The organism is Mesorhizobium sp. B2-4-7, assembly GCF_006442685.1.
Lineage (GTDB): Bacteria > Pseudomonadota > Alphaproteobacteria > Rhizobiales > Rhizobiaceae > Mesorhizobium.
On sequence record NZ_VFVH01000001.1, the window covers coordinates 838,303 to 864,633 of the forward strand.

Sequence of the window (26,331 nt, forward strand, 5' to 3'; positions counted from 1 at the left end):
CTACCCCTTCACCGCGCCGAGCGACAGGCCTTCGACCAGATAGCGCTGTGCATAGAGGGCGAGCGCCAGCGTCGGCGTGATCGACAGGACGATGGCCGCCGAGATCTGGCCGTACTGGATGCCCGAGGAGGTGATGAAGGCGAGCGCGCCGACCGTCACCGGCTGCTTGTCGGCCGAGGCCAGCACCAGCGCGAAGACGAAATTGTTCCAGGCGAAGATGAAGGCAAGCAGGCCGGCAGCGGCGATGCCGGGGCCGGCGAGCGGCAGCGCGATCTTGCGGAAGGTGGCAAACCAGGAATGGCCGCCGATGCGATAGGCATATTCGATGTCGGCCGGAATATCCTCGAAATAGCCGCGCACGATCCACAGGATCAGCGGCAGGCAGATCAGCTGATAGACCCAGATCAGCCCGATATAGGTGTTGGCCAGCCCGAGCTTCTGGAAATAGAGCGTAAGCGGCAACAGCACCAGCAGGGCCGGCGCGAACCTGAACGACAGCAGCGTGAAGGCGATGTCCTCCGAGCCGCGGAACTTGTGCCGCGCGAAGGCGTAGGCCGCCGGGACGCCGAGCAGCAGCGAGACCGCGACCGAGGTCACCGACAGGAACACCGAATTCCACAGGTTGCGCATGAAGGCGATGTCGAGCGTGCCGGCGGCGGTCGTCAGCTTGCCGGTGATCAGCGCGGTGTAGTTGGCGAGCGTCGGCTCGAAGACCAGCTGCGGCGGAATGCGCAGGATGGTCTCGTTGGTCTGGAACGACATCATCAGGATCCAGACGATCGGGAACATGAAGAAGATCACGACCAGCGTGAGTGCCGCGCCGCGCAGGGTGCGTTCAAGCAAGGAGGTGTGTTCCATGGCTGCCTCCTCCTATGCCTGGCCACGGGCGCGCTCGCGCAGCCTGAGCCAGTTCTTGATGAAGATGTTGGAGAGGAAATAGGTGATCGCCCACAGGATGATCATCAGCGCCGCCGAGCGGCCGACATTGGTCGACTGGAAGAAGTTGAGATAGGCCTCGACCTGGAAGACGGTCAGCGTGTCGCCCGGTCCTCCTTGCGTCATGGCGTAGATGATGTCGAACTGCTGGATGGAATCGAGCAGGCGGAACAAAGTCGCCGTCAGGATATACGGCGTCAGCATCGGCAGCGTGATGCGGAAGAAGACGAAGCTCCTCGGCACGCCATCGAGGGCCGCGGCCTCGAAGGGCTGCGTCGGCAGGCTGCGCAGGCCGGCAAGCAGCAGGATCATGATGAAGGGCGTGTAGACCCAGATATCGACGAGAACGACGGTGAACAAAGCCGTCGACGGCGACGAGGCCCAGCGGAAATCCTGTAAGCCGATGAGGCTGGCAAGATAGCTCAGCACGCCGAAGCCGGGATTGGTCATCAGCTTCCACATCAGCGCGGCCAGTGCCGGCGCCGTCATCAGCGGCATCAGCAGCATGATCGAGATGAAGTTGTTCAGGGTCGATCGCTTCTGCAAAAGCAGCGCGATGGCCAGGCCAAGAAGCAGTTCCAGCACCACCGTGGTGCCGGCATAGAGCAGCGAGATCTTGAGCGTGTTCCAGAACTTCGGATCGGTGAAGAAGGAGATGTAGTTGTCGCCCCAGTTGAACTGCCGCGCCCAGGGCTGGCTCAGCCGATAGCGCTGGAAGGAATAGACGACCGAGGTCAGGAACGGAATCAGGATGCCGATGCAGACCAGCAGAGCCGGCAGGCTGAGCACGTAGGGCAGCACTCTCTTGCTGATCCTGAAGCCCGAGGGCTTGGGCCTTTGCGATACCACCGCAGTCATCGTGCTGCTCCGTTGTCCCTGTCGCTCCGCCCTGCCGGCCGCCCAAGGGAGCAAGGCGGCCGGTCGGGCGAATTGGCGGCCACCTTACGGCCCCGCGTCGCAATCTTGAAAAGGTCAGGTGAGGACCGGCCTGCCAAGGCTGGCCGGTCCTCCATTACATCTAGCCGAGGCCGGCTTCCTTGAGCTGGCCGTTGATGCTTTCGGCCAGCTTATCGAGACCCTCGTCCACCGGCACTTCCTTGGCCACCATCTTTTGCAGCGTCGCCGCCCATTCGGTGGTGAGATCGAAGAACAGCGGCTGCGCCGTGAACTTGATCGAGGCGCCCGGCGCCGAGGCGTCGAACATCTCGACATAACCGGGATAGCTCTTGTTCAGCTTCTCGCGGAACGTCTCATCCTTCCAGACCGACTGGCGGACCGGATTGACGAAATCCATCTTGGTGGCGCCGAACAGAGCATGCTCGGGTCCGGAGGCCCACTGCATGAAGTACCACGTGGCGTCCTTGTCCTTGGAGAAGTTGGACATCGACAGCGACCAGATCCAGATGTTCGGCGTTGGCGCCTTGGCCTCCGGGTTGGCCTTGAAGGCGGCAAAGGCAAGCTTGCCGGCCATCTTGTTGTCGCCGCCATTCATGAAGTAGCCGAGGATGTCGGCGTCGAAGATCATCGCCGAGGCGCCGGCGCCGAGATCGGCGCCGACCTGGTACCAGGTGTAGGTCGACCAGTCCTTCGGACCGCTTTCCTGGATCATCTGCACCCATTGCTTGTGGAAAGCCTTGGACTGGGCGGTGTTCATGGCGGCCGACAATTTGCCGTCGGCCGACACGTTCAGATCCTTCTGGTCGAAATTGGCGTAGGCCGAAAGGAAACCCGGATGGATCGTCGCCCAGGAGCGCGACCCGCGCACGCCAATGCCGTAGACGCCGCCGCCGACATCTTTGGTGAGCTTGGCGGCCGCGGCCACCATCTCGTCCATATTGCCGGGAACCTTGACGCCCGCCTTGTCGAACATCCCCTTGTTGTAGGTGATGTTGTTTTGTTCGAAGCCCCACGGAATGCACCATTGCTTGGCGTCTTCGGACCCCAGGGCCCCGCCCGGCTTGCCGTTCCAGGCGCAGGAGTTCTTGACGCCGGGCAGGAAGTCATCCCAGGCATAGTTGGGGTTGGTCTTGGCCGGATCCTTGATCCATTCATTGAGGTCGGTGATCCAGCCGGCTGGGCCGTAGGTCCAGGTCATATAGGCGCCGGTCATGAAGGCATCGTATTCGGGCGAGCTCGCCGACAACGCGGCCGTGACCTTGTCGAAATAGACGTCTTCCGGGAACACGTCGTAGACGACATTCATGCCGGTCAACTGCTTGAAGTTTTCGAGGTTGGCGATCATCGCATCCGCATAGGGATGCTTGTTGAGCAGGAGCTTGATGGTCTTGCCCTGGTGCGCCTTCCAGTCGAAGTCGGCGGCCAGCGCCCGGGTCTGCCCAAGATTGAGCAGCGTACCGGCCGTGCCGGCGGCAAGGCCCATCGCACCCAGGCCCTTGATCAGCCCACGACGGTCGACTTGTCCGCGCAGGAAAGCGTCAATGAGGTCTTTCTCTTTCTCATGCATTTGGTCTTCTCCTCCACAGGGTAGTTTTAACTGAACCGACGCCGGCTACCCGACTGGCGTCTCCTCCACGAGCGATCGCGCTGTCCGCTCATCAGTTATCAGGCCCTTGAGATAGCGGCCCTCCAGCACCGCTTTGACGGCTCGAACCTTGACCTTGCCGCCGGCGACCGCGACGATCCGGCGGCTGGCGATGTCCTCGCGCGCCAGCGCCAGCGCCCGATTGGAAAGGGTTGTCGCCACCGCTTTGCCGGCATCGTCGAAGAAATGGCCGAGCAATTCGCCGACGCCGCCATTGCGGCGGATCTCCTCCATCTCGCCCTTCTCGATCATGCCGGTGGCGACGAGCGAGGCTTCGCGTTCGGCCGTGCCGATGCCGGCAAACAAAAGGTCGGCGGATCTTGCGAGATCGAAAACCTCGCTGATGCCCTTCTGTCCCAGCAATACCGCGCGGTCGTCCACCGTGTTGGCGAACATCGGCACCGGCATAACATAGGCTTCGGCGCCGGTGCGCTCGGCGAGGCGGTGAATGACGTCATGCGGGTTGGCCGAGAACTTCCGCGTCAAGCCGCCGAGCAGCGAAACGAAGCGGATCTTGTCTGTCGAGCTGCGCGGCAGGTATTCCACGCAGGCGGCGAGCGTGCGGCCATGGCCGACGCCGATCAGCGCCTGCTCGCCGCGTTCGATCTCACGCTTGAGGAATTGCGCGCCGGCGATGCCGAGCGCCTTGAGCGGCAATTCCTCGGAATCGAAATCGGGAACCACCTCGCAATAATCGAGGCCGTAGCGGCGCGACAGCTCGTCCTCGAGCTCGACGCATTCCGAGACTTCGCCGTCGATATAGACCTTCACCAGCCCTTCCTGATTGGCCTTGGTGATCAGGCGGTGGGCCTTGAGGCTGGTCAGCCCGAGGCGCTTGGCAACCTCGGATTGGGTCAGGCCGCCGGCGTAATGAAGCCAGGCGGCGCGTGCCGCCATGCCGGTTTCATCATCGCGCAAGAGGCCGTTTCCAAATCCAACCACGTTCCGCCCTCTGATATTTTTTTCAGTTTCTGCAAAATTTTTCACATGGACGCATCGGAGTCAAGCGCCAAGCGCCTGCAAACGCTGATTTTCAACGAGAATGGACGAGCGAACACCGGGCGTGGCACCGGTCAGGGTCACAGCGGCAGCGAAAGAAAGCGGTGTCGACTTACGTTTCGCACAGGAACTCGATCACCATCGTCGCCGTCCAGGCGAAGCGGCGGCGCCCAGCATTCGCCGGTGAGCGGATCGCACCATTCGGCAAGCCGCTTTCGGGTGATCAGGTCCAGGCTGAACTTGGTGGTGCGCCGGCGACGTCGAGGTGCCCGGCAGCGGCCAAGGCCGCCGGCGAGCAGCGCCTATTGCAACGTCCGCGCCGCGAATGGCATGGAATGGTCGTGCGCCATGCCGGCATCGGCATCTTCCACGCCGAGCCCGCGGTCGAGGCCGGTGGCCACCACCGAAACCCTGAACCGGCCTTCCATGCTCTTGTCGAAGATGGCGCCGACGATGATGTCGGCGTCTTCATAGACCTCTTCACGGATTCTCGTGGCGGCCTCGTCCACCTCGAACAGGGTCATGTCGCGGCCGCCGGAAATCGAGACCAGCACGCCCTTGGCGCCCTTCATCGACATTTCGTCCAGCAGCGGGTTGGCGATGGCGGCTTCCGCCGCCTTCATCGCCCGGCTATCGCCTGACGCCTCGCCGGTTCCCATCATGGCGCGGCCCATGCCGCGCATCACCGATTTGACGTCGGCGAAGTCGAGGTTGATCAGGCCTTCCTTGACGATGAGATCGGTGATGCAGCTGACGCCGGCATAGAGCACCCGGTCGGCGATGACGAAGGCATCGGCGAAGGTGGTCTTGGCGTCGGCGATCCGGAACAGGTTCTGGTTGGGGATGACGATCACGGTGTCGGCGCTTTCGCGCAGCCGCTCGATGCCTTCTTCGGCCATCTGCATGCGGCGCCTGCCCTCGAAAGTGAACGGCTTGGTGACGACGCCGACCGTCAGGATGCCTGCCTTGCGCGCCGCTTGGGCTATGACCGGCGCGGCACCGGTTCCGGTGCCGCCGCCCATTCCGGCGGTGACGAAGCACATGTGGGTGCCGGCCAGATGGTCCATGATCTCGTCCAGCGATTCCTCGGCCGCGGCGCGGCCGATCTCGGGAAGCGATCCGGCGCCCAGCCCTTCGGTTACATGCGCGCCGAGTTGGATCAGCCGCGTCGCCTTGGACATGGTGAGCGCCTGTGCATCTGTGTTGGCGGCAATGAATTCGGTGCCCTGAAGCTGCTCGGCGATCATGTTGTTGATGGCGTTGCCGCCGCCGCCGCCGACGCCGACAACGGTGATCTTGGGTCTCATCTCGGAGATCTCGGGCTTCTTGAACTCGGCCATGCGTCTTCTCCTTCGCCAGTCGCTCGCGCTTCACGCCCCGCCAGATCGATCACACCGCAAAACGGCAATCGACGCAGAGCGGCGTGACGAATCAGTCCGCTCGGATGGGTGTCCCAAAAAGCCAGAGAGCGGCCAGAGGTGCAAGTGCGGGGAAGGTCAAGATTTGTGATAGGGACGTTTCATATCCCCACGACGGCCGCGCATGCCCGAGAGTGATGCCGGCATCCCGGCTTCACCCTGCGCGCGCCAAGCCCGATGCCGAGCCTTGGCTTTCCACGCTCTTGCCTCTATGTTTCGGTCGCAGATCGCGCAACTGGTTTTGAAATGCCTCCCGACATCCCAGCTAATGACTTGAATAAATAGGGAAACATCCGGCTGCGGCCAGATATGGATCCCGAAAACTCACAAGCCATTTTTACCAGGGACAGCGCGGCCGATCAGGGCTCGGGCACCTTCGAAACCAGAGGTTGGAAATTGGGCGATGCAATTGCGGACGTTCTGAGCTGGCTTGAGAGCCGAAACGACATCCAGAGCCTGAGGGCCGCGGTGTGCGACCTCAACGGCATCATGCGGGGAAAGCGCATCCCCGTCGAGCAGGCGCGCAAGGCACTGGAGGGCAAGCTGCGCATGCCCTATTCGCTGATCGGGCTGGACATCTGGGGCGAGGATATCGAAGGCAACGCGCTGGTGTTCTCGACCGGCGACGCAGACGGATTGTGCCAATGGACCGGCCGCGGCATCCTTCCGGTGAACTGGACGGCGCATCCGACCGCCCTCATCCCGCTCTGGCTCGCCGACGAAGGCGGCGCACCGTATCTCGGGGATCCCCGGCGGGCACTGGCCCGTATCCTCGACCGCTACAAGGCTTTGGGCCTGACGCCTGTGGCCGCCACCGAGCTCGAATTCTATCTTGTCGACCCGCAATCGCAGCGACCGGTCGGGCCTGTCTCGCCGGTCACCGGGCGGCGTCTGGATTCCGACGCGGCACTGTCAATCGACGAGATCGACGACTTCGAGGCCTTCATCCACGACATCTACGAAGCCTGCCGAGCACAAGGCATTCCCGTCGATACCGCCATTGCCGAGAACGGCGTCGGCCAGTTCGAGATCAATTTGAACCATGTCGCGGACGCGCTGCGGGCGGCCGACGACGCCGTCCTGTTCAAGCGCACGGTGAAGGGCATTGCCCGCAAGCACGGCTTTGCCGCCTGCTTCATGGCCAAGCCTTATGGCGACCGAGCCGGCAACGGCTTCCACGTCCATTTCAGCCTTGTCGACGCCAACGGGCGCAACGTCTTCGACGACGGCACCGACCAGGGCTCCGGCATTATGCGCCACGCTGTCGGCGGACTGCTGGCGGCGATGGCCGAGAGCACGCTGGTGTTCGCGCCGCATTTCAACTCCTACCGCAGGCTCCGGCCGAGATCCTACGCGCCGACCGCCGTCGCCTGGGGTTACGAGAACCGCATGGTCGCGATCCGCATTCCCGGCGGCCCGACCGGTGCGCGCCGGATCGAGCATCGCGTGTCGGGAGCGGACGCCAATCCCTATCTTGTGCTTGCCGCCATACTGGGCGCGGCACTGGTCGGCATCGAAAGGCAGATGTCACCGGGCGACCCAACCGGGAATGATGGGCAAGGCCTTGCCCCGGCCAAGTTGCCGCCGGACTGGGCATCCGCGATCGCGGCCTTTGAAAGCGGGACGCATGTGGCGGAGATCTTCCCGGCGATCCTGCGCCACTCTTTCATCGCCTGCAAACGCCAGGAACTGAATACGTTCGCGCTCAACGTCAGCGACTTCGAGATCGAGACCTATCTCGAAAGCGTCTGAGGCTGCGCTGACCGACAGCAGCGGCGTCGGTTCAGCACGACCTTCGAACGCAAGGGCTTGCGGTGCTGTCGCTGACCGGGCATAACATGATAGTTTCTATCATGTTATGCCCGGGATAAGCAGAATTGACCTTCGTCGCGCGCATGGAGAGCCGGATTCAGGGATTTGCCGTAATTGGCGACCTGAAATGGCACGTCTGGGACGGCGTGGTCGCCGACCTCTGGGATGTCTCATGCGGTGACAATGCCGAGGGTTATTACGTCTCTCCCGACCCCCGGCTGTTCGTCGCTCTCGATATCGACGGCGACGGTGCCTTCGTCGTCGAAGGCGCCCAGGGCGAACCGCGCCGCCACAACCAGGCGTTTTCCATGGCCTATATACCGGCCGGGGTGCCGATCCGCGGCCGCGTCGAAGGACTCAAACGGATCAGGCATCTCGACCTTCATTTCGACGCGGCGACACTGACCCGCCGCTTCGGCCGCAGCCTCGATCGCGATGCCTTGCAGATATCGCGCCTCCAGTTTCGCGATGATCGGATCGCTACGCTTGCCGGGCTTATCGCCGCTGAATGCGGCAGCGAGTGGAACCTGCATGATCTTTATGGCGAAGGTCTGCTCAACGCCTTGTTCGCATGCCTTTTCCAGATAGACCGGCCAAGTGCCGCCAGGCGCCGGTCGCCCCTGCCCCGCCGCAAACTGCGCCTCGTCACGGATTACATCGACGCCCACTGCCTGGACAGGATCCGCCTTGCTGATCTTGCCGCGCTGACCGGCCTGTCCGAAACCGCGATGAGCCATGCCTTCAAGGCAGCAACGGGCGTGCCGCCGCATCGCTGGCAGATGCAGGCGCGGATCGACAGGGCAAAGGCGATGATGGCGCATGAGGCTGCCTCGCTTGGCGACATCGCCCAGGCCACCGGCTTCTTCGACCAGGCGCACCTTACCCGCGTGTTCAAGTCCGTGGTCGGATTGACCCCGGGTGCGTGGATGAAGAGCGCCGGCCGCCGGTGACATTTCCGCAACACGGCACCGCGATATCAGTGGTTTGGACAAGAATGGACAAGCCGCCCAAATCAGTCCAATGACCCGTTGATAAGTTGAGGTAAACCATCAAGTATCTCAACGACGACAGGCGGGGACTTTCCTGATGAGCAGAATTTACCGGATCAAGGCGCTTCTGGCGGCCGGCGTCGCCGCTGCCGCGATGATCCCGCCAGTGCCGGCGTTCGCGCAGACGGCGCAATCCAGCACCCAGCTTGAACCGGTCGTTGTCGAGGGCGAGGCCGGAGACAGCGCGACCGGGCCGGTCGACGGCGTCGTCGCCAAGACGACCAGAACCGGTTCCAAGACGGCGACCGACATCAAGGAGGTCCCGCAATCCGTCTCGGTGGTCGGACGGCAGGAGATCGACGATCAGGGTGCACAGAAAGCTGACGAGGCGCTGCGCTACACCGCCGGCGTCTTTGCCCAACCCTTCGGTCCCGACAGCGACACCAACTGGATGTACATTCGCGGCTTCGATGCAACGGCCACCGGCACCTACATGGATGGCCTCCAGCTGTTCAGTTATGGTTTCGGCGGTTTCTATGTCGACAGCTTCGGCCTTGAGCGCATCGAAGTGCTGAAGGGGCCGGCCTCGGTGCTTTATGGCGGCAGCAATCCGGGCGGCCTGGTCAACTATGTCAGCAAGCGCCCGGATTTCGAACGCACGCGCTATGTCGAAACCGGCATCAACGATGCCGGCAATGTCTATCTCGGCTTCGACATCGGCGATGTCGCCAGCAACGGCACGGTCAGCTACCGGATGACGGGCAAGGTCGCCGGCGGCGATACCTACAGCGACCTGCAGAACGGCTGGCGCGGCTTCATCTCGCCGAGCATTAGCTGGAAGCCAGACGAAGCGACCACGCTGACCATACTGGCCAATTACAGCCACATCGACGAGAACCATAATGGCGGCAGCTTCCTGCCCTACGATGGCACCGTGGTCGATCACATTGTCGGCGGCGTGAACTATGGCCGCATCGATCCCGATGCGAACTTCACGGAGCCGAGCATCGATCTCTACAAGCGCGAACAGGGCTCCCTCGGCTACGAGTTCGAGCACACGTTCGACAATGACTGGACCGTTCGCTCCAGCGCCCGTTTCACCGCCGCCGACATCAACGAGGTCAGCGTCTATCCGAACGGCTGGTCAACGATCGGAGGGCCGACCGAGCTGGCGCGGATCAATTTCGATCATGACACCACGGCCAAGACGTTCCTCGCCGACAACCAGATCGAAGGCAAGGTGGCGACCGGAGCGATCGAACATACGATCCTCGCTGGCGTCGATTTCAAATATTACAACATCGACCAGGTACAGTCGTCCGGCCTCTACGATCCCAATTATGACAATCCAATCGACGCTTTCGATCCGGTGTACGGTTCGCCGCTGACACCTCGCGTCAGCTATCTCAATCAGGACCTGACGCAGAAACAGCTTGGCTTCTATGCACAGGATCAAATGCGCTTCGGCGACGGCTGGCTGGTGACGCTGAACGGCCGCTACGACCGTGGCTGGCTCGAAGCCGACAACCGCCCGACCTATTACTCGGCGGGCTCCAGCACGCAGAGCAGCACGGTTGGCGATTTCTCCGGCCGCGCCGGCCTGGCCTATGAGTTTGCCAACGGCGTAACCCCCTATGCCAGCATCGCCACCTTCTTCAATCCGATCATCGGCACCGATGCGATGGGCAATCTGTTCAAGCCGGAAGAGGGCACGCAGTACGAAGTCGGCGTGAAGTACGTGCCGACTTTCGTCGATGGCCTGTTCACCCTGTCGCTGTTCGACCTGACCCGCCAGAACGTGCCGTCGAATGTCACTCCCTTCACCCAGATGCAGACCGGCGAGGTGCGTTCACGCGGCGTCGAGCTCGAAGGCAAGGTGAACGTGACCGAGGATTTCCGGCTTACAGGTGCATTCACAGCTTACGACATCGACATCACCAAGGACGCCAACCCGGCGCTCATCGGCAAGACGCCTTTCATCGTGCCGGAAGTGATGACTTCCGCATCGGTCGATTACACCTTCCGTGGCGACTGGTATGACGGCATCTCGATTGGCGGCGGTTTGCGCTATATCGGCTCCTCATGGGCAGACAATGAGAATACGGCGAAGGTTCCGGCGGTGACGCTGGCCGACCTGAAGCTCGGCTACGAGAAGGAGAACTGGGGCGTCGACCTCAACATCACCAACCTTTTCGACAAGACGTATGTGTCGAGCTGCCAGACAACGCTCACCTGCTCCTACGGCGAAGGCCGCTCCTTCAAGCTGAAGGCGCACACGAGTTGGTAATCATGGACCGAACCCGCCGGCGATGATCCATCCCCCCAACAGACGGCAGGTGCTTGCGCTAACGGCCGCGGCCTTGCTGCCGCCGGTTGCCGGCAGGACTACGACGACAAATGTTGCCGCGATCGATTGGGGCATGCTGGAAACGCTTCTGGCGCTCGGCATCGAGCCGGCGGCGGCGGCCGAACTGATCCAGTTCCGCAGGATTGCGGTCGAGCCTGCAATTCCCCAATCCGTGACCGATCTCGGACTGCGCGGCACGCCCAACTACGAGCTGTTGCGCATCGTCGCGCCGGACCTGATCGTCATCTCCAATTTCTACGAGTACCAACGCCCGATTCTGGAACGCATCGCGCCGGTGTTCGCGCAAACCGTCTACGAGGCCGGAGTGCCGCCCTACGCACTCGCCGAGGCAGCGACGCTGGCCCTGGGCGAAAAGCTCGGACGACCGGCCGAAGCGAAGCGTTACGTCGACGAAACCGCCGACGACATAGCGCGGCGTCGCGCCGCCATGCCAACCAGGTCCGCACGGCCGGTCTTTGTCATTAGCCTCGGCGACTCCAGGCACTTCCGCGCCTTCGGCCGGGACTCCATGTTCGGTGACGTGCTCACGCGGCTCGGCCTGGTCAATGCCTGGTCCGACGAGACAAGTTACAGCGCGGCAGCACCCGTTGGCCTGGAGGCGCTGGCGCGGGTGCCCGAGGCCTCCATCCTGATCGTCTCGCCCTTGCCGGCGGATGTCGGGCGCTCGCTTCCCACCAATGCGTTGTGGAACGCGCTGCCGGCCGTGAGCAAAGGCCGCGTCGCGGTGCTCGAAGCGATCAACCATTTCGGCTGCCTGCCGTCGGCGCGCCGCTTCGCGCGGCTGGCGACGGCGGCGCTTGCGGGTCATGCTTCGTGACGGAGCGCGCTGTGGCCCGAAGCGAGATACCTCACCGCACCATCGGCGGCGCGCTGTCGCCCATAATCCTATGGGGCCTGCTCGCGGGGCTGGCCGCACTCTTGTTCGCATGGCGCGTCGGCATGCAGCAGCCGGCATCGGTGCCGGGCGATCTCCGCCATGTCATCCTGTTCTACAGCTCGCTGCCGCGCGCCGTCGTAGCGGTGCTGGCGGGCGCCGTGCTCGGCCTGTCCGGCCTGCTGTTGCAGCATGTGCTGCGCAATCCGCTGGCGGAACCATCGACGCTCGGCATTTCGGGCGGCGCGCAACTGGCGATGACGCTCGCCTCGCTTTACGCGCCGTTGCTGATGGAGCGATCGCAAGGGCTGGTGGCCTTTGCCGGCGGCACCGCCGCTGTGCTGCTGGTGCTGGCGTTGACCTGGCGGCGCGGGCTGGAGCCGGTGTCGGTCGTGCTCGCCGGAATGATGGTGGCGCTGACCGCGAGTTCCGTCAGCGCCGCGCTGATCCTCGCCAATGGCGACTACCTGTTCTCGCTGTTCATCTGGGGCGGCGGGTCGCTGGTGCAGCAGGATTGGCGACCGGCTATCGCCCTGACGATCAGGCTGGCGGCCGGCGCCGCCGCGGCGCTGATGCTGCTGCGGCCGCTGACCATCCTTGGCCTCGACGACGCCTCGGCGCGCGGCCTTGGCGTTGCCCGCCACACCAGCCGCTTTCTCATCATCGCGCTTGCGGTGTGGATGGCAACGACTGTCGCGGCGCAGATCGGCGTCATCGGTTTCGTCGGCCTTGCCGCGCCGGCGCTCGCCACGCTTTCGGGCGCGCGCACCCTGCGGCAGAAGCTGGTCGCCGCGCCGCTGATCGGCGCAGTACTGCTGTGGCTGACGGACGGGCTGGTCCAGCTCGCCGCCGGAGCCGGCGGCGAGCGCATTCCGACCGGCGCGGGAACCGCGCTTCTGGGCGGCCCACTGCTGCTGTGGCTGTTGCCGAGGCTGCGCATGTTCGAATGGCCGCATCTCGGTTCCAATGGCGCGGCACCGCGCAAGGCTCGCCGGCCATGGCTCATCATCTTCGTCCTGCTTGCGCTCACATTTGCCGCCGCCGCCTTGGCTCTCGTCGTCGGGCGTGGACCGGCAGGGTGGTCGATCGCCGGCTGCGACCTGCTGGCCGATCTCGTCTCCTGGCGCGCGCCGCGTGTCGGCGTGGCCGCGGCCGCCGGCGCGATGCTCGCGGCGGCGGGCGTGGTCATCCAGCGCGTTACCGGCAACCCTCTGGCGAGCCCCGAAGTGCTTGGCGTCGGCACCGGCGCGGGCGCCGGTCTGACCGCCGTGCTGACGGTCAGCGCAACGACCGGGCTCGGCTGGCAGCTCGCCGGCTCGGCCGCGGGCTCACTGGCGGCACTGGCCGCCATGCTGGCCATCGCCGCCAAGGCAAAGTTCGGCGCCGACCGATTGCTGCTTGCCGGCATTGCCATGAGCGCACTGTGCAGCGCGCTGATCACCGCGACGATCGCGATGGGCAATACACAGTCCTATGTGCTGTTGCGCTGGCTGAGCGGTTCGACCGGCCAGGCGACCGCCCTGGACGCAGCCGTTGCACTGGCCTGCCTGTTGCCACTGACGCTGCCGCTTTTTCTTGCCGCGCGCTGGCTGGACATCCTGCCGCTCGGGGCCGACAGCGCGCGCGGACTTGGCGTGCCCGTAGCCGGCGGGCGGCTGATGCTGGTCGTCGTCAGCGCGCTCCTGACCGCGCTGGCCGCTTTGATCGTCGGCCCGTTGAGCTTCGTCGGCCTGATCGCGCCACACCTTGCCCGGCTCCTCGGCTTTTGGCGCGCACGCATTCATCTTGCCGGGGCGATGCTTCTGGGCGCCTTGCTGATGACCATGTCGGACTGGCTGTCGCGCATGGCGGCCTTCCCGTACGAACTGCCTGTCGGCCTGTTCGCCTCACTGCTCGGCGGGCCGTATCTCGTCTACCTGCTTGCCAAGGGCGTGCCTCGTCAGGGCTGACGCGGTCCGGGCATGTCAGGAAGACCATTCGGCCTTCAGCACCGAGACCGCCGCCTCGCTGTTGTGGACGTAGTCATTGGCGTCCGGCTGCTTCTGCACCAGGAGGATGAACAGAAGGTCGGTCAGAGTCAGCTGCGCATCGCGCGCGGTGATGGACGATGAGCGCGCACGCTCCTCGTCGGCGATGGTGTAGAGGCAGATATCGGCAACGCGGCTCAGCGGATTGTCGTGCAGGCCGGTGACCGCGATCACCATGGTGCCGCGCTTGCGGGCAAGCTCGGCGATGCGCAGAGTTTCGATGCTGGCGCCCGAATGGGAGAGCGCGAACAGCACATCGTCAGGCCCGAGCGTCGAGGCATTGGCCATCTGGATATGGCTGTCGCTGTCATGCAGCACATTGCGGCCAAGCTTCATCAGCTTGTAGGAGAAATCACGCGCCACCAGCGAGGAGGCGCCGACGCCGGCCAGATGTATGCGGCGCGCACCATCCAGCAATTCCAGCGCCCTGGAGATGATCCGCTCGCTGTTGGCGGCGACGGTCCGCTCCATCGACAGAAGCTTGCTGCCGATCAGCTTCTTCAAGATGACCTGATAGCCGTCGCCGACTTCGATCGAACCGTGGATCATACCGGCCGGCACCTGCCATTCCCGCGCCTTGGCTTCGCTGACGGCGAGCTTGAGCTCCTGGTAGCTGGCATAGCCGAGCTTCTGGCTGAATTTGACGACGCTCGACTGGCTGCGCCCGATCTCAGCCGCAAGAGCAGCCGTCGACAGCCGCAGCATCTCCTCGGGATTTTCGACGATGTACTGGCCGATCTCACGATCGCCGGGCGCCATGCCGTCGAGCTTGGCATTGATCCTGTTCAGAACGGACATGATCCCCCTTGCGCTTTGGCGTCCAGCCGCACGGCCAAGGAATAATTTATTCCAATTTCGATTGACAGCCAAGAACGCGGAATTAATTCTTAAGCGGGCCGGATTGAGCTCGGGAACAGCTTTCGAGAGCGCCGCGCCCGGACGCGGCCCGGCGCACAAGGTTTCAGCCATGGACAGACTGCGCATCGTCGGCGGGCAAAGACTGCAAGGCGCGGTCACCATATCGGGCGCCAAGAACGCCGCTCTGCCGCAGATCGCGGCGGCGCTGCTAAGCCCCTACCCGCTCGAACTGACCAACCTGCCCGATGTGACCGACGTCGAGAACATGCTCGGCGTGGTGCGGCTGCACGGCGCCGAGGTGACGCGATCGGCCCATGCCGCGACGATCGACACCCGTGCCGCCGTTTCCAGGGAGACGTCCTACGACACCGTCAGAAAGATGCGCGCGACGGTGCTGGTGCTGGCGCCGCTGCTCGCCCGTTTCGGCCATGCGCGGGTTTCGCTGCCTGGCGGCTGCGCTATCGGCGCGCGGCCGGTCGACATGCATGTCGCCGCACTCGCGGCGCTGGGCGCCCGCATCGCCATCGAGAACGGGCTGATCGTCGCCTCGGCGCCGAACGGGCTCACCGGCACGCGCATCGTCCTGAGCTCGCCGTCGGTCGGGGCGACGGAAACCGCCATGATGGCGGCGACCACGGCCAAGGGCGAAACCGAAATCCTCAACGCGGCGCGCGAGCCCGAAGTGGCCGACCTCGCGGCTTGCCTCAACGCGATGGGCGCGCGTGTCGAAGGTGCCGGCACACATCGCATCCTGATCGCCGGCGACACGGACTGGCGCGCGGCCAGGCACGACATCATTCCGGACCGGATAGAGGCCGGCACCTATGCCATCGCCGCGGCGATCACCGGCGGGCAACTGGAACTGACGCATGCCCGGCTCGAGCACATGGCCTCGGTGGTGCAACTGCTGGAGGCGACCGGCGTCGGCGTCTGGCCGGGCGACCGCGGGCTCATCGTGTCGCGCGAGCGGCCGCTCAAGGCCGCCGACGTCACGACGGAACCCTATCCGGGCTTTCCGACCGATCTCCAGGCGCAGTTCATGGCGCTGATGTGCTGCGCGCAGGGCGCGTCGCTGCTGCGCGAAACCATTTTCGAGAACCGCTTCATGCATGTTCCCGAACTGATGCGGCTCGGCGCCAACATCAAGCTGCAAGGCACCACCGCGCTGGTGCGCGGCGGCGAGAAACTGCATGGCGCGCAAGTCATGGCCACCGATTTGCGCGCCTCGGTGTCGCTGGTGCTGGCGGCCTTGGTCGCCGAGGGCGAGACGACCATCAACCGGGTCTATCATCTCGACCGTGGCTATGAGCAACTGGACCGCAAGCTGCGTCTGTGCGGCGCCGACATCGAGCGGCTGAGCGCATGAACAACGGCCGCCCCGATTATTTTCTCGGCGTCGACGGCGGCGGGACCGGCTGCCGCGCCCGTATCGAGGACGCCGAAGGGATCGTGCTGGGACAAGGCCTCTCGGGTCCGGCGTCGACGCGGCTCGGCATCGACGCGGCCTGGGCGTCGGTTGCCAAGGCCTTTGGCGCGGCGATCGAGGAGGCAGGGTTCGGCGCGGCCGAGACCACCCGGATCCACGCCGGCATCGGTCTTGCCGGGATCGGCCGCAAGGGCGCGCTGGAGGCGCTGCGGGCGATCGCGCATCCCTTTGCCAGCATCGATTTCGTCAGCGACGGCGTCGCCGCCTGCCTTGGCGCGCATTCGGGCCAGGACGGCGCCATCGTCATCGCCGGCACCGGTTCGATCGGGCTCGGCTTCGTCGAAGGGCGCGACCTGCGCGCCGGAGGCTATGGCTTTCCGATCTCCGACGAAGGCAGCGGCGCCGATTTCGGCTTGAAGGCCGTGCAGCTGGCGTTGCGCGCCCATGACGGCCGGCATGAGCGCACGGCACTGCTGGCGGAAGTCATGCAGCGTTTCGAGAACGACCCGATGCAAGCCGTGGCCTGGATGGACCGCGCCAGCGCCACCGACTATGCGGCCCTGGCGCCGATGGTGATGCGCCACGCCGACCAAGGCGATCCGGCAGGGCGGCGCATCGTGCAAAAGGCCGCCGAACAGATCGACACGCTGGTGCGGGTTCTGGTCGAAAAAGGCGCGCCGCGCGTGGCCCTGCTGGGCGGGCTCGCCAGTCCGCTCGAACCATGGCTCGCACCCGACGTTCGCCGGCGCCTGAAAGCCGCCGATGGCGACGCGGTTTCCGGGGCGATCATTCTTGCCCGCAGGTCACTCGGCAAGCATTAGCGCGGAAGGAATAATTTATTCCATCTTTCCGTTGACGGACCGAATATTGAATTCTAATACGTTAACGAAACGGGGTAGCATAACGAAATACGCGTGTGCCGGAGCCAAAGAGGAACCACTTCCGAACAGGCTGAGCGGCCTGATTTTTGAAAGCACTGATTTGAAAGCACTGGGATGAGCGAGCAAGGTTTGATGTCCGAGCTGGACCGGCTGGTTTCCGAAGGCCGGAATCCGCGGACCATGGACATCGACCTGCTGCCGACGATCGATGTGCTGCGCAAGATCAACGACGAGGACCGGGTGGTTCCGGCAGCGGTCGAAAAGGTGCTGCCGGACATCGCGGCCGCGGTCGAGCGCATCGTCCTCGCCTTCCAGAAAGGCGCTCGGCTTATCTATATGGGCGCCGGCACCAGCGGCCGGCTGGGCGTGCTCGACGCCTCGGAATGTCCGCCCACTTTCGGCGTGCCGGAAGGCATGGTCGTTGGCCTGATCGCCGGCGGGCCCGACGCGCTGGTGCGCTCGACCGAAGGGGCCGAGGATGATCCCAAGATGGGCGCCAGGGCCTTGCAGGACATCAAGCTCACCCCGGACGACGTGGTGGTCGGCATCGCGGTCAGCGGGCGCACGCCCTATGTGATCGGCGGGTTGAATTATGCCAAGCAGGTGGGGGCAACGACGGTCGCCCTGTCCTGCAATCCGGCATCGACCATAGCAGGCATTGCCGACATCGCCATCTCGCCGGTCGTCGGTCCCGAGGTGCTGACCGGCTCGACGCGGCTGAAATCCGGAACGGCGCAGAAGCTGGTGCTCAACATGCTGAGCACGGCCTCGATGATCCGCATCGGCAAGAGCTACCAGAACCTGATGGTGGACCTCAATCCGTCCAACAGGAAACTGGTCGCCAGGGCAACCAGAATCGTGATGCAGACCACAGGCTGCACGGCGGCGCAGGCGCGCCAGGCGCTCGGCCGGACCGGCAACGACGTGAAGCTGGCGATCCTGCTGACCATCACCGGGCTTGAGGTCGAGGAGGCGCGCGCAGCCCTCGCCAAGGCAAGGGGTTTCCTGCGAAAGGCAATCAGCGACGAGACGCATGAAGGCGCTTGAGACCAGACGGCGTGAAGCTGCTTTACACAAGACGGCGCGAAGCCGCATAGACTGGGCCGATGCTCCAAAGCGCGTGTGTCTTGGAAGCGGTCCGCAGAAACTGCAAGGGCATCGGGTTCAAGCAAAGATGGGAGACGAGAATGGTTCACCTCACAAGAAAGCTGCTGTCGGGCGTCACGCTCGCAGCCATGCTCGGCATCGCCACGGTCTCGACGCAGGCGGCGACGCTGCACATGGCCTGGTCGCAGGACGCAACGGGACTTGATCCGCACAAGCAGACGGCCTTTTCCTCGCTGCGGCTCCTGGAGCTGATCTATGAGCCGCTGGTGCGGGTCGATGCCAGCCTGCAGATCATCCCGGCCATCGCCACGTCCTGGGAATTCTCCAAGGACGGCAAGGAGCTGACCTTCAAGCTCGATCCCAAGGCGAAATTCCAGGACGGCGCTGCCGTGACCTCGGCCGACGTCAAGGCGTCTTTCGAGCGCATCCTGGACGAGAAGACAGGCGCCGCCGCCCGCGCCAACTTCCTGTCGATCGCCAGCATCGACACGCCGGACGTTGGAACCGTCGTGTTCCATTTATCGCAGCCCGACGCGCCGATCCTGACGGCGATGAGCGACATCAACGCGGCCATCGTGCCGGCGGCCGAGATCAAGGCCGGCTCGATCGGCACCAAAACGGTCGGCTCCGGCCCGTTCAAGCTCGATAGATGGGACCCCAACGCCAAGGAAGTCTTGAGCGCCAACAAGGAATGGGCCGGCGGCGCGACCGGCGTCGACGGTATCGAAATCAGCGTGCTGCCCGATGAAGCGGCGATCCTCGCCGCCATGCGCACCAAGCAGGTCGATTTCGCGCTGCTCAACGATCCGCTCGTCGCCACGCTGGTGCCGAAGGAGGCTAGCCTGCAACTGAACCGCGCGCCGGTGCTGGCCTATAACGTGCTGCAGCTCAATCCGTCACGCAAGCCGATGACCGAACTCAAGGTGCGCCAGGCGATCTCCTGCGCCATCGACCGGCAGGAGGTTCTGGACACCGCCGCGCTCGGTGAAGGCAAGGTCACCGGACCGCTGACCATCCCAGCACTTGCGACCGATCCAAGCCAGCTCTTCTGCTACAAGCGTGATGTCGAGAAGGCCAAGAAGTTGATGGCGGAGGCAGGCTTTGCCGACGGCTTTTCGGCGACCGTGATCGGCGCCACCGGCGAGCCGCCGACGGCGGCGGCAGAAGCCCAGGTCATCCAATCGCAGCTCGCCGAGATCGGCGTCAAGCTCGACATCAAGATGATGGAGCTCAACGTCTATGTCGACGCCTGGCTGAAGGGCGATTTCGACATGGCGATCGCGCTCAATGGCGGCCGCGCCGACCCCTACACCATGTATAACCGCTACTGGACCAAATCAGGCAATCTGCAGAAGGTGGCCAACTACATCGACGATACGCTGGACAGCCTGATGCAGAAAGGCCGCGCCGAGACCGATCCGGCCAAGCGCAAGGCGATCTTCACCGAGTTCGAGAAGCACCTCGCCGAAGTCTCGCCCTGGATCTGGCTCTACACGTCCTACAGCTATACCGCCCAGCAGAAGAACGTCGCCGGGTTCGTGCCGACGCCGACGGGCACGCTGTTCAGCCTCAGCAAGGTTACCATCCAGCAGTAGCCGTGGGCGGCCCTGGAGACGGATGATTTCAGGTTGAATCGACCTGAAATCTGAATCCGCCTCCAGATCAAAGGGATAGAGCATGATGTCGTCCGAAAACCGTTTCACACTTTTCGGCATCATGCTCTAGACGAGAGGTCTTCTTCGCGTGAACTATCTGATGCGACGACTTGCGGCGTTTCCTCTCGTCCTGCTTGGCGTGTCGATCCTGGTCTTCGTGGCGATCCGGATGGTGCCGGGCGATTCGATCACCGCGATGCTGGGCACCGAAGCCGGCCTGCTGACGCCGGCACAGCGCGATGCGCTCGCCGCCTATTTCGGCATCGACCAGCCCTGGTTCGTCCAGTACTGGCGCTGGATCGGCGGCATCCTGCACGGCAATTTCGGCATCTCCGTCACCTATGGTAGGCCGGTATTGGACGTCATCCTCGAGCGCTTCCCGCTGACGCTGGAACTGGCCGTGCTGTCGATGATCATCGCACTCGCAGCCGGCATGCCGGCGGGCATCTACGCCGCCACGCATAGTGAGAAACTGTCCGACCTCGGTGTGCGCGTCGTCGCTATGATCGGCCAGTCGACGCCGAGCTTCGTGCTCGGCCTTTTGATCATCTACGCGCTGTCGGCCGGCTTCGGCGTGCTGCCGGCCATGGGCGAATTCACGCCGCTCTGGCAGGATCCCTTGCGTAATCTCAGCCAGCTGATCCTGCCTGCCATCACGCTCGGCTTCGCCTTCGCCGCCTCGGTCACCCGCATCTCGCGCTCGGCCATGCTCGACGTGTTGAGCGACGACTATGTGCGCACCGCCCGCAGCAAGGGCGCCTCGGCGCGCAGCGTCATCTGGCGACATGCGCTCCCCAACGCGCTGATCCCCGTGGTGACGCTGAGCGGCATCGAGTTCGGCTATCTCCTGGGCGGCGCGGTCATCGTCGAGCAAATCTATGCCCTGCCCGGCCTCGGCCGCATGGTGCTTGACGCCATCCTCCAGCGCGACTACGCGCTGGTGCAGGGCAGCGTGCTGTTCATCGCCTTCAACTTCATGATCGTCAATCTCCTGGTCGACCTCGCCTATGTCGCGCTCGATCCGCGCATCCGGCTGGGCGAGCAGTGATGCGCATGCTGCGCGCCATCTTCGGGCACAGCAGCGGCCGTATCGGCGGCGTGATCGTCGGCGTCTATCTCCTGGTCGCCATCCTCGGCCTGTTGGGACTGACCCCGCACAATCCGATCACGCAATACCGGGTCGACCGGCTGCATGCGCCCAGTGCCGCCTACTCGATGGGCACCGACCTGTTCGGCCGCGACGTGGCGAGCCGGCTGATGGCGGGCGTCGGCCAGTCCTTCACAGTGGCCTTTCTTTCGGTCGCCTTCGCCGCGCTTGCCGGCACCGTGCTTGGGCTCGCCGCCGCTTGGCTCGGGCGTCGCTGGGACGGCGTGCTGATGCGGATCATGGATGTGCTGCTGGCTTTTCCTGCCATTCTTCTGGCGCTGCTGATCGTCACCGTTGCCGGACCGGGCACATGGACCAGCGTGGTCGCCATCGGCATCGTCTATACGCCGATCTTCACACGCGTGGTGCGCGGCCCTGCTTTGTCGCTCAAGGCGCGCGAATTCGTCGACGCCGCGCGCACCTTCGGCAGCAGCTCCAGCTACATCGTCACGCGGCACCTGCTGCTCAATCTGGTCGCGCCGCTGACCGTCCAGGTGACGCTGGCGCTCGCCTGGGCACTGCTGACCGAGGCTGGCCTCAGCTTCCTCGGTCTCGGCACGCAGCCGCCGGCCGCCTCGCTCGGCCTGATGCTGAGCGACAGCCGCAATCTGATGGAAACCGCCCCATGGCTGATGATCTTCCCCGGCCTGGCGATCATGATCAGTATTCTGGGCTTCAACCTCTTGGGCGATGCCTTGCGCGACATCCTCGATCCCAGAATGCGGAGAGCGCTCGCATGATCCCGCTTCTGTCGGTCCGCGCCCTGCGCGTCGGCTTCGGCCGCCACCCGAAAGCCAATGAGGTGGTGCGCGGCGTCAGCTTCGCTCTCGCCGACGGCGAAACGCTGGCCATTGTCGGCGAAAGCGGCTCGGGCAAGTCCGTCGCCGCACTGTCGATCAACCGTCTCATCGATTTCGGCGGCGGCCGCATCACCGGCGGCGCCATGACGCTGAAACGGGCCGACGGCAGTCTCTTCGACCTGACGACCGCGACCGAGCGGCAACTGACCGGGATTCGCGGCGCAGAGATCGGCATGATCTTCCAGGAGCCGATGACCTCGCTCAATCCTGTGCTGACGATCGGCACGCAGATCGAGGAATCGTTCCGGCTGCATCGCGACCTGACCGGCCGGCAGGCTACGGCGGCGGCCAAGGACGCGCTCGACCGGGTGCGCATCCCCGATGCGGCAAGGCGGCTGAAATACACGCCCAACCAGCTGTCGGGCGGCATGCTGCAAAGGGTGATGATCGCCATTGCGCTCGCCTGCAATCCGCGTCTGCTGATCGCCGACGAACCGACCACGGCGCTCGATGTGACGGTACAGGCGCAGATCATGGCGCTGCTTGCGGAGCTCAAGCAGGAAAGCGGCATGTCGATGATCTTCATCACCCACGACATCGGCCTTGTCGCCGGCATCGCCGACAAGGTGATGGTGATGCAGAACGGGCAGGCCGTCGAACAGGGCGAATTGAACCAGATCCTCGACAGGCCGCAGCACCCCTATACGCAGCATCTGTTGCACGCCGTGCCGCATTTCGCCCACGGCCGCGCGACACGCATGGACGGGCAGCGCGACAAGAACGCAAGGACGGACCCGGCCCTGAAAGTCAACGGCCTGGTGGTGCGATTTCCGCTCAGGAGCAGTTTCTTCAGCCATGCCAGCGGCGCGGTGCACGCCGTGGATGGCATCGACTTCGACCTGATGCCGGGAGAGACACTGGCCATTGTCGGCGAGAGCGGTTCGGGCAAATCGACCACCGCGAAAGCAGTCCTTGGGCTGGTGCGCTCGACGCGCGGCAGCTTCTCGGTCGGCGCCCCAACGGCCACGGCAAAGCACAGCGCCAAGCCCGTGCAGATGGTTTTCCAGAATCCCTACGCTTCGCTCAACCCGCGGCTGAGCATCGAGAGCATCCTGGCGGAGCCGGTGATCGCCAATGGCGGCCGGGCGGATGCCGAAACGCGAGCCAGGATGGCGAGCCTGCTGGAGCGCGTCGGCCTGCCGCAGAACAGTTTGCAGCGCTATCCGCACGAATTCTCCGGAGGCCAGCGGCAAAGGCTGTGCATTGCCCGCGCGCTGATGCTCAACCCGTCGGTCGTCGTTCTGGATGAAGCGGTTTCCGCCCTCGATGTTTCGGTTCAGGCCAAGGTGCTGGAGCTGCTGGTCGACCTGCAGCGCGAGTTCGGGCTGGCCTATCTGTTCATCTCACACGATATGGCTGTCGTCGAGCGGATCGCTCATCGCATCGCCGTCATCTATGCCGGCCAGATCGTCGAGATCGGAGACGCGGCCTCGGTGCTGTCGGCGCCGAAACATTCCTACACGAAGAAGCTCATATCAGCGGTTCCGGCCATCGACCGGCGGCATGAGCGTTTCGAGATCGACACACGCCAGGTGCCTTCCCTGGTGCGCCCGCAAGGGTTTGAGCCGGCGCCGGCGAGATGGGAGCGGTTTGGCGGGGATCATGTGGCGAGGGTGGAGGCGTGATGGCCCTCGGATATCTCAGGTTGGCGGGACAGCACCCCCCTCTGCCCTGCCGGGCATCTCCCCCGCAAGGGGGGAGATCGGATGTCGCCTCGGCCTTCGCCAATCTCCAATGGTGGAAGGCTGGCGGGACATCAACTCTGCCAATCTCTCCCCTTGCGGGGGAGATGCCCGGCAGGGCAGAGGGGGGTGTGACGGAACTCGGCCTTTCAGGAGGCCCGCATTGACCAACCTCGCCCAGATCTTCGACCGCGCGTTCCAACCACTCGCAGCGGCAGTTGCCGCCAAGCGCATCCCCGGTGGCGTGCTCGGCATCGTTGACAGGAATGGCGACCGCATCACCAGGGCGATCGGCTCAGCCCAACTCGTGCCTAAGCAGCGACCGATGCGTGAGGAGAGCTGGTTCGACCTGGCATCCCTGACCAAGGTGATCTTCACCACGCCGCGCATTCTGGCGCTGGCTCAGGACGGTGCCATCGATCTCGACGCACCACTCGTCTCGGTGCTGCCGGACCTTCGCCAATATGACGCGAGTGCCTGGGAGCGGAAGGTGACGTTTCGCCAGTGCCTCGGGCACCAGACGCCCTTCCCGGCCGTCGAACCGATCTACACTTACGGGCGCGACCCCGACTTGCTGCGCGCCTTCATCCTGCAACGGGAATGGCGGGCCCGCGATCCGGTCTATTCCGACATCAATTTCATCCTGCTCGGCTTTGCGCTCGAGCGGCTGTCGGGCAAAACCATCCGCGACATGGAGCCCGGTCCGGGCTTTGCTTGGTCCGCCGAGCCAGATCTCGCCGCTGCAACAGAAGACTGCACCTGGCGCCATCGGGTTCTGTCCGGCGAGGTTCACGACGACAATTGCGCGGCGCTGCAAGGCGCCGGCCATGCCGGCCTGTTCGGCACGGCGGCCTCGGTGCTCAATTTCGCCCAAGGGCTGCTGACCGGCGCATCCGAACGGTCGATCGCGCCGATGCGCACGCCCTTGTCCGCCACCCGCACCCATGGTTGGGAGCGTCCTTATGACGGCTGGTCCGGCGGCGCCTTGTGCAGCCCGCAAACGATAGGCCACACCGGCTTTACCGGTACGGGGCTGTGGATCGACTTCGACAAGGGAAAGGCCTGGACCTTGCTTACCAACCGGATCCATCCGACACGTCACTTCGACAGCGGAATCGTCGCGCTTCGCCAAGCGGTCGGCGATCTCATCAATGGAGTTCGATAATGGAATCCATCTGGGCCGTCGGCCTGATGACCGGCACCGTGCTGGACGGCAACATCGATGTCGCCCTGATCAAGACAGATGGCGAGCGCATCGACGATTTCGGCACCTACCGGCTGATGCCCTACCCCCCGTCGATCCGCTCGCTGCTGGAGGAGACGCTTAAGCAGGCGCGGGGCTGGAATTTTGCCGGACCGGAGCCGGCGATCTTCCGCGAGGCCGAGGAGGCGCTGACGCGCGCGCAATCGGCGGCGGTCAAGGAGCTCGTAGAAGGTTATGGGATGACGATGGCTGACATCGGCGTCGTCGGCTTCCACGGCCAGACCGTACTGCATCGCGCGCCGCAAATCGGCCGGCTCGGCCAGACCCGGCAGCTCGGCGACGGCGAATTGATGCATGCGATCCTCGGCACCAAGGTTGCCTACGATTTCCGCTCTGCCGACATGCGCGCCGGAGGACAGGGCGCACCGTTGGCGGCCGCCTATCACACCGCGCTGATGCGCAGCGCCGGCGCCAGCGGCGAGGTGGCCGTGCTGAACCTCGGCGGCGTCGCCAACATCACCTGGTGGGACGGCGGCGACAATGTCGTTGCCTTCGACACCGGCCCCGCCAACGCGCCGCTCAACGATTTCATCAGGTCGAAGGGGCTCGGCGAAATGGACCGCGACGGCGCGCTTGGCCGGGCGGGAACGGTCGACGAAGCCCGGCTCGCCAAGCTGCTGCAACACCCCTATTTGACCAAACCCTATCCGAAATCGCTGGACCGTTTCGACTTCGGCGCCACCATGGCGGATGGCCTGAGCGCCGAGGACGGCGCCGCGCTTTTGACCGCCTTCACCGCCGCCGCGGTCGGCAAGGCACTCGATCTTCTGCCGAGCCGCCCGAAAAGACTGGTGGTCAGCGGCGGCGGCCGCCACAACCCGACGATGATGGCAATGATCGCCAGCCGCGCCGGTGTCGAGGTGGTGCAAGCCGAAAGCCTCGGCTGGAGCGGCGACGCGGTGGAGGCGGAGTGTTTTGCCTTTTTGGCGGTGCGCGTGCTGCGCGGCCTGCCGATCAGTTTCCCCAGCACGACGGGCGCGCCGCAGCCGATGCGCGGCGGACGGCTGGCCGGTTGATCAGCCCGCCGACAGTTTTTTCTGCAGGAAGACGCGGCTGCGGCCGACGGGGAAATCGGCGAGTGTTCCGAAGGGCTGATAGCCCTGGCGCCGATAGACCCTGGCGGCGTTGGGGTTGAAGGTGTCGATCCAGGCGTTCTGGCAGCCGCGCGCCATCGCCTCCTTCTCAGCCGCGTCCAGCATCGTGCCGGCCATGTGCCGGCCGCGCAGCCTTTCGTCGACCCACAGCCATTGCACGTAGAGCCAGCCCCAGGCGGTGTAGCCCGAAATGCCCGCGACAATCGCGCCGGCTTCATCACGCACGAATACCGCAAGGGCCTTCCTTTCGGAAGCGGCGACATCGCCGTCGTTGAACGCCATCAACCGCTCGCCGAGAAAGGCGAGCTCCTCGGGCAAGGGGGTTGCCGTCGTTTCAAGTGTCGTGATCATGGCTCATCCGAAATGCGCAACGGGAGACGAACAGAGTTACG

General features: G+C 64.5%; 21 protein-coding genes. 14 read left to right on the plus strand and 7 right to left on the minus strand.

The features are described from left to right. From FJ946_RS04200 to ftsZ, 5 genes are all read right to left on the minus strand, one after another. Window positions 1–858, minus strand: a complete 858-nt coding sequence (locus FJ946_RS04200) for a carbohydrate ABC transporter permease (protein ID WP_140497759.1) — start codon at window positions 856–858, stop codon at window positions 1–3. A gap of 12 nt (window positions 859–870) precedes the next feature. Next, complete coding sequence (locus FJ946_RS04205; RefSeq protein WP_013896837.1) at window positions 871–1,794, minus strand: sugar ABC transporter permease; 924 nt, start codon at window positions 1,792–1,794, stop codon at window positions 871–873. Window positions 1,795–1,954: 160 nt separating this feature from the next. Then, on the minus strand, window positions 1,955–3,400 hold the full coding sequence (locus FJ946_RS04210; protein ID WP_140497757.1) for an extracellular solute-binding protein: 1,446 nt from the start codon (window positions 3,398–3,400) through the stop codon (window positions 1,955–1,957). Window positions 3,401–3,445: 45 nt separating this feature from the next. After that, entirely contained in the window at window positions 3,446–4,420 is a 975-nt protein-coding gene (locus tag FJ946_RS04215; protein ID WP_181165158.1) for a sugar-binding transcriptional regulator, read from the minus strand. A 359-nt stretch (window positions 4,421–4,779) separates the two neighbouring features. Next, entirely contained in the window at window positions 4,780–5,817 is a 1,038-nt protein-coding gene (ftsZ, locus tag FJ946_RS04220) for a cell division protein FtsZ (RefSeq protein ID WP_140497755.1), read from the minus strand. A gap of 474 nt (window positions 5,818–6,291) precedes the next feature. Here ftsZ and FJ946_RS04225 point away from each other — a divergent pair, with 474 nt between their 5' ends. The 5 genes from FJ946_RS04225 to fhuB all read left to right on the plus strand — a co-directional run bounded on the left by FJ946_RS04225 (window position 6,292) and on the right by fhuB (window position 13,887). Further along, window positions 6,292–7,647, plus strand: coding sequence for a glutamine synthetase family protein (locus tag FJ946_RS04225; RefSeq protein ID WP_140514618.1), 1,356 nt, complete (start codon window positions 6,292–6,294; stop codon window positions 7,645–7,647). A 125-nt stretch (window positions 7,648–7,772) separates the two neighbouring features. Further along, entirely contained in the window at window positions 7,773–8,657 is an 885-nt protein-coding gene (locus FJ946_RS04230; protein ID WP_181167655.1) for an AraC family transcriptional regulator, read from the plus strand. A 136-nt stretch (window positions 8,658–8,793) separates the two neighbouring features. Next, window positions 8,794–10,983: a TonB-dependent siderophore receptor gene (locus FJ946_RS04235; protein ID WP_140564339.1), complete on the plus strand. Its 2,190-nt coding sequence runs from the start codon at window positions 8,794–8,796 to the stop codon at window positions 10,981–10,983. A 49-nt stretch (window positions 10,984–11,032) separates the two neighbouring features. Next, the gene (locus tag FJ946_RS04240; protein WP_246673048.1) at window positions 11,033–11,881 is read left to right on the plus strand and encodes an ABC transporter substrate-binding protein; all 849 of its coding nucleotides are present in this window, start codon (window positions 11,033–11,035) and stop codon (window positions 11,879–11,881) included. A gap of 11 nt (window positions 11,882–11,892) precedes the next feature. Next, window positions 11,893–13,887, plus strand: a complete 1,995-nt coding sequence (gene fhuB / locus FJ946_RS04245) for a Fe(3+)-hydroxamate ABC transporter permease FhuB (RefSeq protein ID WP_210240082.1) — start codon at window positions 11,893–11,895, stop codon at window positions 13,885–13,887. A gap of 15 nt (window positions 13,888–13,902) precedes the next feature. Here fhuB and FJ946_RS04250 read toward each other — a convergent pair whose 3' ends face one another. Further along, the gene (locus FJ946_RS04250; protein WP_140497745.1) at window positions 13,903–14,763 is read right to left on the minus strand and encodes a MurR/RpiR family transcriptional regulator; all 861 of its coding nucleotides are present in this window, start codon (window positions 14,761–14,763) and stop codon (window positions 13,903–13,905) included. A 169-nt stretch (window positions 14,764–14,932) separates the two neighbouring features. On the opposite strand from FJ946_RS04250, the gene murA reads away from it, so the two are divergent. The 9 genes from murA to FJ946_RS04300 all read left to right on the plus strand — a co-directional run bounded on the left by murA (window position 14,933) and on the right by FJ946_RS04300 (window position 25,861). Next, window positions 14,933–16,189 (plus strand): UDP-N-acetylglucosamine 1-carboxyvinyltransferase, encoded by a 1,257-nt coding sequence (gene murA, locus FJ946_RS04255; RefSeq protein WP_140497743.1) that lies wholly within the window; start codon window positions 14,933–14,935, stop codon window positions 16,187–16,189. Continuing rightward, window positions 16,186–17,070 carry an N-acetylglucosamine kinase gene (locus tag FJ946_RS04260; RefSeq protein WP_140497741.1) on the plus strand — a complete coding sequence of 295 codons (885 nt, stop codon included), beginning with the start codon at window positions 16,186–16,188 and terminating at the stop codon, window positions 17,068–17,070. The genes murA and FJ946_RS04260 overlap by 4 nt, the downstream gene beginning before the upstream one ends. 174 nt (window positions 17,071–17,244) lie before the next feature. Continuing rightward, window positions 17,245–18,177, plus strand: a complete 933-nt coding sequence (gene murQ / locus FJ946_RS04265; RefSeq protein ID WP_140497739.1) for an N-acetylmuramic acid 6-phosphate etherase — start codon at window positions 17,245–17,247, stop codon at window positions 18,175–18,177. Between the two features lie 140 nt (window positions 18,178–18,317). Beyond that, complete coding sequence (locus FJ946_RS04270) at window positions 18,318–19,832, plus strand: ABC transporter substrate-binding protein (protein WP_140497737.1); 1,515 nt, start codon at window positions 18,318–18,320, stop codon at window positions 19,830–19,832. Between the two features lie 148 nt (window positions 19,833–19,980). Further along, entirely contained in the window at window positions 19,981–20,940 is a 960-nt protein-coding gene (locus FJ946_RS04275; protein WP_140497735.1) for an ABC transporter permease, read from the plus strand. Beyond that, window positions 20,940–21,779: an ABC transporter permease gene (locus FJ946_RS04280; RefSeq protein WP_140564341.1), complete on the plus strand. Its 840-nt coding sequence runs from the start codon at window positions 20,940–20,942 to the stop codon at window positions 21,777–21,779. The genes FJ946_RS04275 and FJ946_RS04280 overlap by 1 nt, the downstream gene beginning before the upstream one ends. Continuing rightward, the gene (locus FJ946_RS04285; protein WP_140564342.1) at window positions 21,776–23,524 is read left to right on the plus strand and encodes an ABC transporter ATP-binding protein; all 1,749 of its coding nucleotides are present in this window, start codon (window positions 21,776–21,778) and stop codon (window positions 23,522–23,524) included. The genes FJ946_RS04280 and FJ946_RS04285 overlap by 4 nt, the downstream gene beginning before the upstream one ends. Window positions 23,525–23,744: 220 nt before the next feature. Then, the gene (locus FJ946_RS04295; RefSeq protein ID WP_140564344.1) at window positions 23,745–24,746 is read left to right on the plus strand and encodes a serine hydrolase; all 1,002 of its coding nucleotides are present in this window, start codon (window positions 23,745–23,747) and stop codon (window positions 24,744–24,746) included. Then, window positions 24,746–25,861, plus strand: coding sequence for an anhydro-N-acetylmuramic acid kinase (locus FJ946_RS04300; protein ID WP_140564345.1), 1,116 nt, complete (start codon window positions 24,746–24,748; stop codon window positions 25,859–25,861). The genes FJ946_RS04295 and FJ946_RS04300 overlap by 1 nt, the downstream gene beginning before the upstream one ends. Here FJ946_RS04300 and FJ946_RS04305 read toward each other — a convergent pair whose 3' ends face one another. Then, entirely contained in the window at window positions 25,862–26,290 is a 429-nt protein-coding gene (locus FJ946_RS04305; protein WP_140562060.1) for a GNAT family N-acetyltransferase, read from the minus strand. It abuts the gene before it with no gap. Between the last annotated feature and the right edge of the window lie 41 nt (window positions 26,291–26,331).

Bases quoted from the DNA above. Each gene is read 5' to 3' on its own strand.
- FJ946_RS04200 (WP_140497759.1), bottom strand. From the start codon at position 858: ATGGAACACACCTCCTTGCTTGAACGCACCCTGCGCGGCGCGGCACTC.
- FJ946_RS04205 (WP_013896837.1), bottom strand. From the start codon at position 1,794: ATGACTGCGGTGGTATCGCAAAGGCCCAAGCCCTCGGGCTTCAGGATC.
- FJ946_RS04210 (WP_140497757.1), bottom strand. From the start codon at position 3,400: ATGCATGAGAAAGAGAAAGACCTCATTGACGCTTTCCTGCGCGGACAA.
- ftsZ (WP_140497755.1), bottom strand. From the start codon at position 5,817: ATGGCCGAGTTCAAGAAGCCCGAGATCTCCGAGATGAGACCCAAGATC.
- FJ946_RS04235 (WP_140564339.1), top strand. From the start codon at position 8,794: ATGAGCAGAATTTACCGGATCAAGGCGCTTCTGGCGGCCGGCGTCGCC.
- FJ946_RS04250 (WP_140497745.1), bottom strand. From the start codon at position 14,763: ATGTCCGTTCTGAACAGGATCAATGCCAAGCTCGACGGCATGGCGCCC.
- murA (WP_140497743.1), top strand. From the start codon at position 14,933: ATGGACAGACTGCGCATCGTCGGCGGGCAAAGACTGCAAGGCGCGGTC.
- FJ946_RS04260 (WP_140497741.1), top strand. From the start codon at position 16,186: ATGAACAACGGCCGCCCCGATTATTTTCTCGGCGTCGACGGCGGCGGG.
- murQ (WP_140497739.1), top strand. From the start codon at position 17,245: ATGAGCGAGCAAGGTTTGATGTCCGAGCTGGACCGGCTGGTTTCCGAA.
- FJ946_RS04270 (WP_140497737.1), top strand. From the start codon at position 18,318: ATGGTTCACCTCACAAGAAAGCTGCTGTCGGGCGTCACGCTCGCAGCC.
- FJ946_RS04280 (WP_140564341.1), top strand. From the start codon at position 20,940: ATGCGCATGCTGCGCGCCATCTTCGGGCACAGCAGCGGCCGTATCGGC.
- FJ946_RS04285 (WP_140564342.1), top strand. From the start codon at position 21,776: ATGATCCCGCTTCTGTCGGTCCGCGCCCTGCGCGTCGGCTTCGGCCGC.
- FJ946_RS04300 (WP_140564345.1), top strand. From the start codon at position 24,746: ATGGAATCCATCTGGGCCGTCGGCCTGATGACCGGCACCGTGCTGGAC.
- FJ946_RS04305 (WP_140562060.1), bottom strand. From the start codon at position 26,290: ATGATCACGACACTTGAAACGACGGCAACCCCCTTGCCCGAGGAGCTC.